Genomic DNA, 12,720 nt, shown 5'->3' with positions numbered 1-12,720 from the left:
GGGCCGCGCGGCGGTCACTCTTTTGATTCCAGAATAAACGCCAGCGTATCGCGCGCCTCTTTGCCCGTCAGGTTGGCGCGGACCCGCATGTGCTGCATGGAGATCCGCCATGCCCGTTCGGAAAGGTTCGAAGGGGGCCGTATGTTGTGGCACCGCACACAGGTGTCGGCCCACACCTTCGCCCCGTTGACGGGGTCGCCCTCACCGGCGGGCGCCGCGCAGAGGGCCCCCGCCACCATCGCCTGGATACAGATTAATTGTGCAAACCGGTTCATCATCCCCTCCTAAAAACCGAAGGCGAACTGGGCCAGGACGCGGTTGTCATCGTATTCCGGCGCCTTGTCCGCATTGTTGAACTCATACGCCACCTTGGCGATGACACTCGGGGCAAACAGGTAGTTAAGCCCCATAGACACCTGGTCACGGTCGAGGTCGGAATCGGCCGGGCGGAAGGCGCCGTATCGCACGACGGGCTCCACGGGCAGCGTCCCGAACTGATAGGCCAGCTGCGCGTACCATGCCTTCCAGGTGAAGGTGTCCGGGGCGACGCTGCTGCCCAGCTTCCCGACCGTCTGCTGGCTGTATTCCGCTTTCAGGTCTGCGCCGTCGTAGTGCCATGAGAGGTCCGCATCGAACACGGTGTAATCGCGTTTCGATTCGCCTTCGAGCGCCGCCTTGCCGTAGGCGCCGGAGACGCCGATCTCGCAGTTGGGCAGCGGGTCGACGGCATAGCGTAGACCGACGGTGTAGCCCGCGGTATCGGAACTGGTAGGGCCTTCTGCGGCGATTGCGCCGATACTCGTGTTGTTATCATCGGCAAGCTCCAGCACGGGGGCATTGGCGACAAAAAGGGTGTAGTTGCTTTGCAGCGCCCCCAGCGGGATCCCGCCGCGCAGGCCGAGACCGGTAAAGGAGATCGGGGCAGCGCCGTCCTCTCCGAAACCGATCGGCTCCGTCGGCAATTTGTTGATCCACGAAGGGTGCAGGTTCTGCCGGAACTGCCCCAGCGGGGAGAGAAACTTCCCGGCAACCAGCACCATATAATCGTTAAGGAAGATGCTTGCGGAGGCGTACTCCAGCTCCACACTCGTTTCCAGATCGTCATTCATTTTCGTTTCAAGTTCGCCGGTGAAGAGGACAAGGTCCGCGTAGGCGTACTGAAAAATCGGCGAGAACTGTACCAGGTCGAAACCGCCGTTGGTGTGTTCGGCATAGGCATACCCCGCCGCCGCATACCCCGAGAGCGTAAAAACGCCGTCGGCATTCGTCTCCCGGGCCCGCTGCAGTTCGGCCACCGATGTTTTCAGCGAAGTGATCTCCTCGCGCAGCTGCGCAATGTCGTCCTGCGCCGTCAGCACCGTCGCCAGGGAAAACAGCAGTACTCCCTGTCGCGTCATACATTTCATGACTGCTCCTTAACCCGGGCGCCGACGCCCGCGGTGGGTATCGGAGCTGCCCGTTCGTTGAATCGGCACCCAAAAAGTGTCTACGAAAACCCTATCAATATAGTGTGCACACTGTGTGCACACAAACATTTTATGATGTTGGAAAGCAGTCTGACGAAGGAGTATCCCATGGAACACGACCACATGATGCACCATGTACACGCGATGGCGCATGACCACTCCGAGCATGCCGCGGCCCATGCGCATGCGGGGCATGGGCACGGCGGCATGGGCCATATGCACCACATGGAGGAGATGCGGCGGCGCTTCATTGTTTCGCTCATTGTCACCGTTCCCATCCTCCTCTTCTCGCCGATGCTCCAGGACTGGGCCGGCATCCGCTTCGACTTCCCCTACCGCGAAGAGCTCACCGCCCTGCTTGCCACGTTTATCTACCTCTACGGCGGCAAACCCTTCCTGACAATGACCCTGGACGAACTCAAAGCGCGGCAGCCGGGGATGATGACCCTGATTTCGATGGCGATCACCGTCGCCTACGGCTACTCCGTCTCCACCCTCGTCTTCCCCGGCGGCAAAGCCTTTTTCTGGGAGCTGGCCACCCTGATCGACGTGATGCTCATCGGCCACTACATCGAGGCCAAAAGCATCCTCGGCGCCTCGGACGCGCTTGAGGACCTCGTACGGCTGATGCCGAAGACGGCGACGCGACTGAACCGGGACGGCACCTCGGAAAACGTCGACGTCACGGCCCTGCAGCCCGGCGACCTCATCCTCGTGCGGCCCGGGGAGAACATTGCCGCGGACGGTACGGTCGAAGCGGGAGAGAGCAGTGTCAACGAGGCCCTGCTCACGGGGGAGTCCAAACCCATCTTCAAAACGGCAGGCGGAACGCTCTTCATGGGCGCCCTCAACCTCGATGGCGCCCTGCGCGTTCGCATCGACAAGGCCGGCAGCGAAAGCTACCTATCGCAGGTGATCGCCCTCGTCAAAGAGGCCCAGCAGAGCCGCTCGCACACCCAGGACCTGGCCAACCGCGCCGCGGGGTGGCTCTTCTATGCCGCGCTCGCCGCCGGGAGTGCCACCTTCGCCGTCTGGTCGCTGCTTCTCTCCCCCGCCGACGCCGTGCTGCGCGGCGTGACCGTCCTCATTATCGCCTGCCCCCACGCCCTGGGCCTTGCCGTGCCGCTGGTCGTCGCCATCTCGACGTCGCTCGCGGCGAAATCGGGCATTCTTATCCGCAACCGGCAGGCCTTCGAAGCCCTCCGCGGCATCGACACCATCTGCTTCGACAAAACGGGGACCGTCACCGAAGGGCGCCTGGCCGTCAGCAAAACGGTGGCCCTGGAAGATGACAATGAAATGCTCGCCTATGCTGCCGCGCTGGAACGCGATTCCGAGCACAGCATCGCCCGCGCCGTCACCGCCTATGCCGACAGCGTCGGGGTCCGCCCGCTCCGGGCCGACGCCTTCAAAGCCATTCCCGGCATCGGGGCTTCGGCGGAGGTCGACGGGCGTGCCGTCATGGTCGGCGGCCCGCAGCTCATTGCACGCGAAAGGCTCGCCATCCCGTCGCCCCTGCAGGTGTACAGCGACAGCGCCTCGACGACGGTCTGGGTCATCGTCGACCGCCGCCCCGTCGGCGTCATCCTCCTTGATGACAGGATCCGCAACAGCTCCGCGGATGCCGTTGCGACGCTGAAATCCTTCGGCATCAAGACCTGGATGCTGACCGGCGACAACGAGGCAGTCGCCGCCTCCGTCGCCGATATGACGGGCATCGACCGTTATCGCGCGGGGCTGCTGCCTGACGAAAAACTCGCCTTTGTCAAAGCGCGCCGGGCCGAAGGCAGGCGCGTGGCGATGGTCGGCGACGGCGTCAACGACGCCCCCTCCCTGCTTGGGGCAGACATCGGCATCGCCGTCGGCGCGGGGACGGACATCGCCATCGACAGCGCCGACATCATCCTGACCCGAAGCGACCTGCGCAGCGTCGTGGACGCCGTGCGGCTTTCGCGCCGCACCTACGGCAAGATGAAAGAGAACCTCTGGTGGGCAAGCGGCTACAACCTCGTCGCCATCCCCCTCGCCGCCGGGGTCCTCGCCCCCTGGAACATCGTCATCGGCCCGGCGTTCGGCGCCGTTTTGATGTCCATCAGCACCGTCATCGTCGCCCTGAATGCGCAGCTGCTCAAACGGGCGGCACACTGAGGCCCGGCATGCACACTCTCTGCACACTATCCCACTACACTGTTCTTCAATACCATTCAAAGGATGAAGGATGAAAACGATCACGCTCGCTGCGGCAGTGCTGCTCGCACTCGGACTGACGACAACGGCGGCCGCCCAAATGGGCAAGTGCAACGGTATGGGCATGCAGCAAGGCAACATGCAGCAGGGCAAAATGATGATGAACGGTGATATGAATCATGACCGTATGATGATGATGCAGCACCTCGACAACGTCAAGAGCTGCGTCAACAGCGCCACGACGACGCAGGAGCTCAATATGTGTAACATGAAGATGCGCAAAGGCGGTCCCATGATGCCGCAGGGCATGGGCGGCAAAAATATGGGCGGCCAGGGCATGGGCGGTCAGAAAAAGTGTACCGGGGGTAACTGAGGCGACTGCCTTGGATAACGCCTCGCCACAAAAGGAGACAAGATGCATACCTACGGCATGGGCTGGATGTGGCTGTGGTGGCTGCTTCCCCTGCTGATCATCGCCGCCGTGTTCTATCTCGCCGCCGGACGTGACAACGGCCGCCGGCGTTCCAGGGCCCTTGAACTGCTTGATGAACGCCTGGCCCGCGGGGAGATCGATATCGGTACCTACGAAAAGCTCAAGGCAGAGTTGACCGAAAACGGCTGAAGCGCCAGAAAGCCGCTTCTAACCGCAAACAGATTAAACTGGGTCATTCCCAATGAAGGCGGGCCATGCGCATACTCCTGCTCGAGGACGACCCCGTTCTCTCCGACATCGTCGGCGACTACCTGGCGGATCATTACGAGACGGACCGGGCCTATACGGCCGACGAAGCAACGGCCCTGATCGACGCAAAGCACTACGACCTCTTCATTTTCGACATCAACGTCCCCGGCCAGAACGGCATCGCCCTGCTGCAGAGCCTGCGCGAACTGAGCGTTACCACCCCCGCCATCCTCGTCACCGCCTATGAAGACACGGCCAGGCTGAAGGCCGGATTCGAGGCCGGCGCCCACGACTACATCCGCAAACCCTTCGCCCTCGAAGAGCTGCGGCTGCGCATCGAGAACAGCAAGCGGCTCTTCAACATTGAACAGCGTCAGAAAGTAAGGCTCGGAGACGACTGCTTCTACGATCCGGACGCCAAGCGCATCGAAACGGCGCAGGGACGGCAATCCCTCGCCCCGAAAGAGGCGGCGATGCTGGAGTATTTCCTCGCCCACCCCGGACGTACCCTCTCTTCGGAAGAGCTGGTGCAAAACCTCTGGGCCTACGACCAGCTCCCCAGCGACGCGACCCTGCGCTCGCATATCCGCCGACTGCGCGAGCTGATCGGCGGCGAACGCATCACCACCGTCCGCGGCATAGGCTACCGCTATGAATGAACTCGAAAAACGCTCCTTCTACTCTTTCCTGGGGCTCTACATCGTCTCCTCTTTTCTCTTCATCCTTCTGGCGGGCTTTTGGTACTACACGGCCCAAAAGCACGCCTTCGAGAACAACGAGCACTACCGGCTGGAGCATATTGCCGATCGCATCGGCACGGCGATCATCATGGCCCATATGCACGGCACCCCTCTGCAGATCCCCGCACTACACGGCGGGGATGTCCGCATCGCCCTGATCGGGACGGACGGGCGGCTTGTCTCGGGGGAGCTCCCCCCCGCCCTCGTTCCCGACGGGCCCGACTACCGAGAGTACGGCGGACGCATGGTCCTCGTCTCTGACGCCCCGAAGGAGCACCTGAGTATCCGCTACGTCGTCGTCAGCTCCGATGCGCTCTTCGGGGTGCTCGCGGAGCTGCGCGAGGTCGTCCTGGCGATGATGGCCGCCATCGCGCTGCTCGCCGCCACCGTCGCCTGGACCCTGTCCAAACTCTTTATGCGCCCCCTGCATCAGCGCGTCGTACAGACCGAACGCTTTGTCAGCGACGTCACCCATGAGCTCAACACCCCCATCACCGCCCTTTCCATGGCGGCCGAGCATCTCCTGCAAGCGGGCCGCTGCAGCGAGAAGACCCTGCGCAACATCACGGCGAGTACCCGGCAGCTCTATGACATCTACCGTTCCCTGACCTACCTCAATTTCGCGCGCAAAACGGAAACGCCCCACGCTATCGACCTGGCGAAGGTAGCTCAAAAGAGCGCGGACTACTACCGGCCGCTGATGGAGAGCAAACAGCAGCGCCTTCTGCTCAAGACGCACACCCTGTACATTGCCATCCCCGAGGCGGAGGCGCAGCTGTTGCTGGGCAACCTTATCGGCAATGCCGTCAAGTACTCCCCGGCGGGCGCAACCGTGCAGCTGGAAATGGATGATAATTGCATCATTGTCGTGGATGAGGGGATGGGGATAGCGCCGGAGCAGCAGCGCAGGATCTTCGAGCAGTTCACCCGTGCCACGGATATAGGCGGAGGCTTCGGAGTGGGGCTCTCCATCGTCAAACGGATCTGCGACGCCTACGGGGTCGCGCTTGCGCTCGATTCCGAGGAGGGGAAGGGGACGCGGTTCCGCCTCTGCTTTCCGCAGGGAGAGGCAAAACAATAAAGCGCGCGGCTCAGCCCAGCCGGTTCAGGTCCGCTTCGTCGAACTCCTGCCGCAGCGGGATGAGCATGCTCACGGCGACCAGCGCGATCCCGAAAACGAGGATTGTCACACTGCCGTAATCGCCGGCACCCCCCGTCAGGACGCTTTTTCCGAGGTCCGGCCCCATGATCGTTTTGAAGACCGGCTCGTAGAAGAGGGTAAAAACGAGCCCGCCGAGCAGCCCGCCGATGGCCCCGACGAGGACGTCGATCCGCCCCTCGGCGATGGATACGGGGCCCGTTCCCGGGCATTTGCCGAAGATCGCCATGGAGACGCCGAAGATCACCCCGCCGATGATAAGCCCGCCGAGCAGGATCGGCTTGATGTGGTAGTGCGCCCATCCCGCTTCGATCATAAAGTAGAGCCCGATACTCGCCACGCCTACGGCCAGGAAAAGCATCTTCGGCACGACGGTGTCGCGCAGCATCGCGAACCCGGCGATCTTCTCGAATTTGTCGACGCGGCTGTACTGTATGATCCCCCCAAAGAGAATCCCGATGACAAAGACAAGGGCGATGGAACCGTGCCCCTCGTTCGCGACGGTGTCAAACATCCCCATGATACGCTCAAACATCCTGCGCCTCCTTTTTGTAGAAGAGACGGCCCGTTATGAGTAGGGTCGCCATCACGACGCCGCCGAAGATCATCGCGCTGACCGCCGTCTGGCTCATGCCGCTCAGGAAGTGGCCGCTGGTGCATCCCCCCGCCAGGCGCGCGCCGATGATCATAAAAAAGCCGCTCGCGAAGCTCCATGCCAGGCGGGAGAGGACGGAGCCGTTCTTATACTTTTTCCATGCGGTCGGAATGACGCTGAAACGGAAACTCTTGGTGATAAAGACCGAGGTGACGAACCCGCCGAAAAGCGCGCCCAGCAGCATCACGCCCTCCCAGGCGCCGGCCCCGTCGATCTGCTTGAGGTAGCCGTACTGCTCGGGGTCGAGGTTGAAGAGCAGCCCCGCGAAGTAGGGGACGTAGGTCGAAGCACCGATAGGACGGTCCGCTCCGAAAACGGAGAAGGTAAACAGCAGGAGCAGCGCCATCAGCAGTCCGCCGGCCCACCAGGGAATACGTCTAATCATAATCATCCTTTATCAATCCTATTTGTTTTTATAATTATAATATTTGACAATGAAAAACATAAATCAAGATAATTTTTAATTTCGTTCAAATATTTTGATCATCGTGCAAAACGGTATGCTATGATAAAGCCATGAATGAGACAATCGCCCCCGAATTCCGCCCCCTTGTCGACGCCGTCGAAGCCCACCTGCTCGGCAAGCGCCACGCCATCTCCCTGACGCTCGCCGCCTTCTTCGCCGGAGGCCATGTCCTGCTTGAAGACATTCCCGGCGTCGGGAAAACGACCCTCGCCAAGACCTTCGCGAACGTCATGGGGCTCGATTTCGGCCGCGTCCAGTTTACCGGGGACCTGCTCCCCTCTGACATCCTCGGGGTCAGCTACTTCGACCAGGAGAGCGGTAAGTTCGTCCTGAAAAAGGGCCCCATCTTCACCCAGTTCCTCCTCGCGGACGAGATCAACCGCTCCATGCCCAAAACCCAGTCGGCGCTGCTCGAAGCGATGGAGGAGCACCACGTCACCATCGACGGCAAAAGCCACGATCTCAAAGAGCCTTTCTTCGTCATCGCGACCCAGAACCCCCACGAAGAGGTCGGCACCTTTGCCCTGCCCCACTCCCAGCTTGACCGTTTCCTCTGCTCGTTCGGGATCGGCTACCCGGACAAAGAGGCGGAACGTGCCGTCTTGCTGGGCGGAGGCAGCCGTGCCGCCGCGGCGGTGCCACTCATGGACGCCGCGGCGATCAACACGGCGATGGAGGCGGTACGGACAGTCCACCTCAGCCCGGCGCTGATCGAGTACCTCCAGTCGCTGATCGCCTACACCCGCGACAGCGGCCGCTTCGTCTACGGCCTCTCGACACGGGGGGCACTGGCGCTGGCGGCGATGACACGGGCCTGGGCCCACCTGCACGGGCGCGACTACGCCGTCCCCGACGACGTCCAGGCCGTCCTCGGCGAAGTCTGCCTCCACCGCCTCGCCTTCAAAGAGGGGGTCACGACCCTGAACCGCATCCGCCATGAGCTCTTTTCGCACGTTCCTGCGGATGCGTAGACGCGTCCGCCAACGGGCGACGCGCTTCAGCCTCCTGGTCGTCATCCTGCTCTTCAGCCTCTTTCTCGAGGCCTATATGCACAACTTCAACCTCGTCTACATCACCCTCTTTTTCGTCTTTGCCAGCGCCTTTGCCGCCGGGCCGCTCGGGCTGCGCAACCTCGGCTGCCTCGAGGCGGAACCAAACGGCTGCGACCGCCTCTTCGCCCGCAGGACAACGCAGTGCCATTTCAAAATACGCAACACCTCTGCGCTGGGGGCCTGGGCCGTCGAACTGCACGGCGGGGAGGCCCTCAACACCCTGCCCGAAATCCCCCCGCACACGACGCTCAGTGCCGCGCTGCAGCTCAGCCCCGAGCGGCGGGGGCACTTTGAGGCGGGGCCCTGCACCCTGCAGAGCCTCTTTCCCCTCTCGACGGTCCGTTTCGTCCTCGAGATCGCCAAGAGCTGCGAGCGCATCGTCTACCCTGAACCCAGGGGCGAACCCCTGCGCAGCTTCCTGCTGCGGCAACGCTCCCCCTTCGGGGATGAAACGGATTTTGAGGGGCTGCGCAGCTACAGCGGCGCGGAGAGCCCTTCGCGCATCCACTGGCCCTCCGTCGCCAGGGGCGAACTCGCCGTGAAAAGCTTCGACCGTGAACGACGGACGGAGAGCCTGCAATTCGACTTCGTCCGCAGCGGCAGGGATGACGAAGCCCGCCTCTCGCAGCTGACCCTCTGGGCCCTCGAGTGCGAGGCCGCGCGCCTCCCCTTTACCATCCTCATGCCCCGCAAGGTGCTTGACAGCAAAAAGGAGGGGATCGATGAGATTCTCGGCTATCTCGCGCTTTACTGATCCCGCGGCAGCGGGGAGGAGCCGCATGGCAAAGCGCCTGCGCGCCTGGCGCGAAAACCGCGAACTCTTTTTGCTCGACCTCGCCTATCTGGCGGTGGTGACCCCGGTACTGCTGCTGGTCAAGGCGCCGATGCTCCTCTTTCTGCTGCTGGTGCTCGTGCTGCTGCTGGCCCGCAAACGAGGCAGCGCGGCGACCCTGCTGCTCGTCGCGCTGGCCGGCCTCTTCGCCATCTTCTTCTCCATCTACGGCGCCTTCAACTTCGCGGGGCTCTCGCGGCTGAAGCTCTTTGTCGAGCTGATCCTCTACCTCCTGCTGCTCGCCGTCAGCCTGCAGCGGCTGACCCGGACGATCAACTTCTACCTGCTCGTCTCCCCGGTGCTGATCCTGGCCCTGTCGCTCTTCTTTTTCGACTCCATCGCGATGCTCGTCTACGTCGTTTTCGAGGTCTTCGTCCTGCTGTGGCTCATCCTCGCCTACCGCACCCGCGCCGACGCGCTCTCGAGCCTCCGGGTCACGGGGATGCTTTTCGCCCTGTCGCTGCCCTGGGTCGTGCTGCTCTTTTTCTTCTTTCCCCGCATCTCGTTTGAGCACGCCTCGTACGGTTTCCGGGGCGACGAAATCACCCGGACCGGCCACGACGGCACGATGCGCATGGACGGCGCCGCCCTGCTGGTGCCCTCCGAACGCATCGTCATGGAGGTGGGATTCCAGAACGCGATGCCGCCCGATGGTCAGCTCTATTTCCGCGGCAGCGTCCTCTACCGCGATAAAAAAGATCACTGGGAGCCGCTTCCCGCCTATGTCAGAAGGGCCTTCGCGCCGAAACAGCGCGCCCAGGAGGGGATGTACCGTTCCGCCGATGATGTGACCGCCTACAAGGTGTCGCTCTACCCGACCCACAAGAAGTGGCTCTACCTCCTCGACCTGCCGCTCGAGGCCCCGGAGGGGGCGACGATCAACGCCGACTTCGAAACGACGCTGGAGAAACCCGTTGACGAACCGCAGCACTACGACGCGGGATCGGCCCTCGTCTACCGCTACGGCGACCGCACGGAACGCACCGTTTTAGCCTACGCCCGCGACGTCAACCGCAGCGCCAACCCCCGCAGCGCAAAAGCCGCCGACACGATCGCGGCAGCCAACCCCGACCCGAAACAGCGCCTCAACGCCCTTTTGCACTTTTTCCGCGACCAAAATCTCACTTACAGCCTGCGCCCGGAGCCCCTGGACCTCAACCACACCGCCGACAGTTTCCTCTTCGACAAACACAAAGGGTACTGCGTCCATTTCGCGGGCAGTTTCGTGACCCTCTCAAGGCTGGCGGGGCTGCCGGCCCGCGTCGTCACGGGCTACAAGGCCGACCGCAAGAACAGCGTCAAAAACTACCTTGCCGTCAAGGAGCGCGACGCCCATGCCTGGGCGGAGGTCTACCTGGGCGACCACTGGCAACGCGTCGAAACGACGGCGGCCGCCGCATTCATCGACAGCGAGAGCGCCGAACTGCTGCGTCAGACCGGCACGCTCGAAGACAACGGCGAGCGCCTGACCCGGCTGAACCTCTACCTGCTCTATGTCAAATACCAGGTGGAGACCTGGGTCCTGCAGTACAGCCACTTCAGGCAGATGCGCCTGCTCGAAAACGTCAAGCAGCATCCCGCCCTGGCCGCCAAACTGGCCGCCGCTTTCGCCCTGATCGTGCTGGCCAGCGCGGCGCTCTTTCTCTGGCTGCGCCGTCCGCGCTGCAAGGATAGGCTGCTCTGCCTGCTGCGCCCGCTGCTTTCAAGGCTGCAGCGCAGCGGCTTCGCACGCGAAGAGGGGGAGACGCTGCACCGCCTTTTCACGCGCTATCTCGACCTCTACCCCGGCAGCGCCCTGACCGAGGTCGACCGCCTCTATCACCGGCTGCAGTACGGCACGGCCAAGGAAGATGCTGTACAATTCAAAAAGGCCATCCGCGCCTTTCTGCGCGAATCCACCGCCAAAGGAGACTCCGATGCTCGTAAGCTATGACGCTGTCAACGCCGGGGACATCTACAAACTGATGTCGCAGACCATCATCCCCCGCCCGATCGCCTGGGTCGTCACCGAGAGCAGCGGCGTCGTAAACGTGGCACCCTTCAGCTACTTCACCGGCCTCTCCTCCAACCCACCGACGATGCTCTTCTCTGTCGGCCACAAAAGCGACGGCACGCCCAAGGACACCCTGCGCAACCTGCGCGAAACGCAGAAGTGCACCGTCTGTATCGCCTCGGAAGCTCAGCTCGAGCACCTGCATTTCTCCTCCAAGGAGCTCGAGGCCCACGTCAGCGAAGCGGAGCAGTTCGCCATTCCCCATACGCGCCCCGTGCCGGAATACCCGCCGATGATCGAAGGTGCCCCCGTCGCCTTTTTCTGCGACTTTTACAGCGAAGTCGACCTGGGGGAGAGCAAGACGATCCCGCTCATCGTCGAGATCAAGGCGCAGTTCGTCGACGATGTCTGCATCACGGACAAAGAGCGCATGACGATCACCTTCGACCCCATCGCCCGTATCGGCAAGAGCTACGCCCATATCGGCGAGGAGCGCACCCCGCCGCCGATCCCCTGATCACTCCCGCTCTATCCTCCTGTCCCGCCCAAGACGGAACACGTCGAAATCCTCGGCAATGAACAAGGGGCCGTCATAGGCTGAGCGGATCTCCTGCTCTATTTCGCTTAGTTCATGGGGACCGCCCCTGCCGAAGCGGGGGCTGATGTGCGTCGCGATGAGCGCGCCGACGCCGGCAGCGCCCGCCGCGCGCCCAAGATCGCGGGCCGTCGTGTGCAGCTGTTTTTCGACGAGACTGTCGTAGATCGCCTGCGTGTAGGTGCATTCGTGCACGAGCAGGTCGAGCCCCTCCAGCGCCGCGCCCAGTACGGAAGGCTCCGCATTGTCCCCGGCGATAAGGAGTGAGCGTCCCCGGAACGGCTCCAGCATATACGCCTGCGGTTCGTAGACCCGCCCCCCGGCGGTGACGGTCAGGCCCCTTTTCAGCTCCCCGTAGAGCGGGGAGGGTTCCAGGCCTTCACTGCGCAGCTTCGCCTCGTCGAGCCGGTTGGCGGTGTCGTTCTCTTTGACCAAGAAGCCGTGACTCTCGATGGAGTGCACCAACGGCATAACAGTGACGCGGAAACGCTCAAAGATAAACTGATCCCCCGGCGTGTACTCGATGATCTGCAGGTCGTACCCAAGGTAGTCGGCGTCGGTGTCCGTAAAGCAGTTGATGAATGCGGCGATCCCTTTGGGCCCGTAAATGCGCAGCGGACGGAAGGCCCTGTCCATCCGCTTTGATGCCAGCAGGCCCGGCAGCCCGAAGATGTGGTCGCCGTGCATATGGGTGATGAAGATCGCGGCCAGTTTTCCGACGGAGGGGCGCGTGCGCAGCAGTTGGTGCTGGGTCCCCTCCCCGCAGTCGAAGAGGTACCATTGCGGCTCCTGCTCCATCTGCAGCGCCAGCGCCGTGACGTTGCGCTCCTTCGTCGGTTTTCCCGCGCTTGTTCCAAGGAAGGTCAGTTTCATACGCATAGTATAGTACAATA

14 protein-coding genes are annotated in these 12,720 nt (G+C 62.6%); 9 read left to right on the top strand and 5 right to left on the bottom strand.

Annotated features, from left to right (window positions below):
* Positions 1–14: 14 nt before the first annotated feature.
* Both ACM66T_RS01755 and ACM66T_RS01750 read right to left on the bottom strand, forming a co-directional pair.
* Positions 15–275, bottom strand: a complete 261-nt coding sequence (locus ACM66T_RS01755) for a hypothetical protein (protein WP_231020017.1) — start codon at positions 273–275, stop codon at positions 15–17.
* Between the two features lie 9 nt (positions 276–284).
* Entirely contained in the window at positions 285–1,406 is a 1,122-nt protein-coding gene (locus ACM66T_RS01750) for a porin (protein WP_231020015.1), read from the bottom strand.
* Positions 1,407–1,574: 168 nt separating this feature from the next.
* Between ACM66T_RS01750 and ACM66T_RS01745 the strand changes: the two genes are divergently transcribed.
* The 5 genes from ACM66T_RS01745 to ACM66T_RS01725 all read left to right on the top strand — a co-directional run bounded on the left by ACM66T_RS01745 (position 1,575) and on the right by ACM66T_RS01725 (position 6,156).
* Positions 1,575–3,614, top strand: coding sequence for a copper-translocating P-type ATPase (locus ACM66T_RS01745; RefSeq protein ID WP_231020013.1), 2,040 nt, complete (start codon positions 1,575–1,577; stop codon positions 3,612–3,614).
* A gap of 70 nt (positions 3,615–3,684) precedes the next feature.
* Positions 3,685–4,026: a hypothetical protein gene (locus ACM66T_RS01740; RefSeq protein WP_231020011.1), complete on the top strand. Its 342-nt coding sequence runs from the start codon at positions 3,685–3,687 to the stop codon at positions 4,024–4,026.
* Positions 4,027–4,068: 42 nt separating this feature from the next.
* Positions 4,069–4,275: a hypothetical protein gene (locus ACM66T_RS01735; protein WP_231020009.1), complete on the top strand. Its 207-nt coding sequence runs from the start codon at positions 4,069–4,071 to the stop codon at positions 4,273–4,275.
* 65 nt (positions 4,276–4,340) lie between these two features.
* Positions 4,341–4,994, top strand: coding sequence for a response regulator transcription factor (locus tag ACM66T_RS01730; protein WP_231020008.1), 654 nt, complete (start codon positions 4,341–4,343; stop codon positions 4,992–4,994).
* Positions 4,987–6,156, top strand: coding sequence for a sensor histidine kinase (locus ACM66T_RS01725; RefSeq protein ID WP_231020005.1), 1,170 nt, complete (start codon positions 4,987–4,989; stop codon positions 6,154–6,156). Before ACM66T_RS01730 ends, ACM66T_RS01725 begins: the two co-directional genes overlap by 8 nt.
* 10 nt (positions 6,157–6,166) lie before the next feature.
* Here ACM66T_RS01725 and ACM66T_RS01720 read toward each other — a convergent pair whose 3' ends face one another.
* On the bottom strand, positions 6,167–6,769 hold the full coding sequence (locus ACM66T_RS01720; protein ID WP_231020004.1) for a YeeE/YedE thiosulfate transporter family protein: 603 nt from the start codon (positions 6,767–6,769) through the stop codon (positions 6,167–6,169).
* On the bottom strand, positions 6,762–7,274 hold the full coding sequence (locus ACM66T_RS01715) for a YeeE/YedE thiosulfate transporter family protein (RefSeq protein WP_231020002.1): 513 nt from the start codon (positions 7,272–7,274) through the stop codon (positions 6,762–6,764). The genes ACM66T_RS01720 and ACM66T_RS01715 overlap by 8 nt, the downstream gene beginning before the upstream one ends.
* 131 nt (positions 7,275–7,405) lie before the next feature.
* On the opposite strand from ACM66T_RS01715, the gene ACM66T_RS01710 reads away from it, so the two are divergent.
* From ACM66T_RS01710 to ACM66T_RS01695, 4 genes are read left to right on the top strand one after another with little or no spacing between them, the layout of a single operon-like run.
* Positions 7,406–8,326, top strand: coding sequence for an AAA family ATPase (locus ACM66T_RS01710; protein ID WP_231020000.1), 921 nt, complete (start codon positions 7,406–7,408; stop codon positions 8,324–8,326).
* On the top strand, positions 8,319–9,161 hold the full coding sequence (locus ACM66T_RS01705) for a DUF58 domain-containing protein (protein ID WP_231019998.1): 843 nt from the start codon (positions 8,319–8,321) through the stop codon (positions 9,159–9,161). Before ACM66T_RS01710 ends, ACM66T_RS01705 begins: the two co-directional genes overlap by 8 nt.
* Before the next feature lie 25 nt (positions 9,162–9,186).
* On the top strand, positions 9,187–11,172 hold the full coding sequence (locus ACM66T_RS01700; RefSeq protein WP_231019996.1) for a transglutaminaseTgpA domain-containing protein: 1,986 nt from the start codon (positions 9,187–9,189) through the stop codon (positions 11,170–11,172).
* Positions 11,156–11,749 carry a flavin reductase family protein gene (locus tag ACM66T_RS01695; RefSeq protein ID WP_231019994.1) on the top strand — a complete coding sequence of 198 codons (594 nt, stop codon included), beginning with the start codon at positions 11,156–11,158 and terminating at the stop codon, positions 11,747–11,749. The genes ACM66T_RS01700 and ACM66T_RS01695 overlap by 17 nt, the downstream gene beginning before the upstream one ends.
* On the opposite strand, the gene ACM66T_RS01690 is transcribed toward ACM66T_RS01695, so the two are convergent.
* Positions 11,750–12,700: an MBL fold metallo-hydrolase gene (locus ACM66T_RS01690; protein WP_231019992.1), complete on the bottom strand. Its 951-nt coding sequence runs from the start codon at positions 12,698–12,700 to the stop codon at positions 11,750–11,752.
* Positions 12,701–12,720: the final 20 nt, after the last annotated feature.

Source organism: Sulfurimonas sp. ST-25, assembly GCF_048079205.1.
In the GTDB taxonomy this organism is placed as follows: domain Bacteria; phylum Campylobacterota; class Campylobacteria; order Campylobacterales; family Sulfurimonadaceae; genus Thiomicrolovo; species Thiomicrolovo sulfuroxydans.
This window is presented reverse-complemented; position numbering and strand designations above follow the sequence as displayed.

What these genes read in the sequence shown, in the direction of transcription:
- ACM66T_RS01755 (WP_231020017.1), bottom strand. Translation starts at nt 275, where the DNA reads ATGAACCGGTTTGCACAATTAATCTGTATCCAGGCGATGGTGGCGGGG.
- ACM66T_RS01750 (WP_231020015.1), bottom strand. Translation starts at nt 1,406, where the DNA reads ATGAAATGTATGACGCGACAGGGAGTACTGCTGTTTTCCCTGGCGACG.
- ACM66T_RS01745 (WP_231020013.1), top strand. Translation starts at nt 1,575, where the DNA reads ATGGAACACGACCACATGATGCACCATGTACACGCGATGGCGCATGAC.
- ACM66T_RS01740 (WP_231020011.1), top strand. Translation starts at nt 3,685, where the DNA reads ATGAAAACGATCACGCTCGCTGCGGCAGTGCTGCTCGCACTCGGACTG.
- ACM66T_RS01735 (WP_231020009.1), top strand. Translation starts at nt 4,069, where the DNA reads ATGCATACCTACGGCATGGGCTGGATGTGGCTGTGGTGGCTGCTTCCC.
- ACM66T_RS01730 (WP_231020008.1), top strand. Translation starts at nt 4,341, where the DNA reads ATGCGCATACTCCTGCTCGAGGACGACCCCGTTCTCTCCGACATCGTC.
- ACM66T_RS01725 (WP_231020005.1), top strand. Translation starts at nt 4,987, where the DNA reads ATGAATGAACTCGAAAAACGCTCCTTCTACTCTTTCCTGGGGCTCTAC.
- ACM66T_RS01720 (WP_231020004.1), bottom strand. Translation starts at nt 6,769, where the DNA reads ATGTTTGAGCGTATCATGGGGATGTTTGACACCGTCGCGAACGAGGGG.
- ACM66T_RS01715 (WP_231020002.1), bottom strand. Translation starts at nt 7,274, where the DNA reads ATGATTAGACGTATTCCCTGGTGGGCCGGCGGACTGCTGATGGCGCTG.
- ACM66T_RS01710 (WP_231020000.1), top strand. Translation starts at nt 7,406, where the DNA reads ATGAATGAGACAATCGCCCCCGAATTCCGCCCCCTTGTCGACGCCGTC.
- ACM66T_RS01705 (WP_231019998.1), top strand. Translation starts at nt 8,319, where the DNA reads ATGCGTAGACGCGTCCGCCAACGGGCGACGCGCTTCAGCCTCCTGGTC.
- ACM66T_RS01700 (WP_231019996.1), top strand. Translation starts at nt 9,187, where the DNA reads ATGGCAAAGCGCCTGCGCGCCTGGCGCGAAAACCGCGAACTCTTTTTG.
- ACM66T_RS01695 (WP_231019994.1), top strand. Translation starts at nt 11,156, where the DNA reads ATGCTCGTAAGCTATGACGCTGTCAACGCCGGGGACATCTACAAACTG.
- ACM66T_RS01690 (WP_231019992.1), bottom strand. Translation starts at nt 12,700, where the DNA reads ATGAAACTGACCTTCCTTGGAACAAGCGCGGGAAAACCGACGAAGGAG.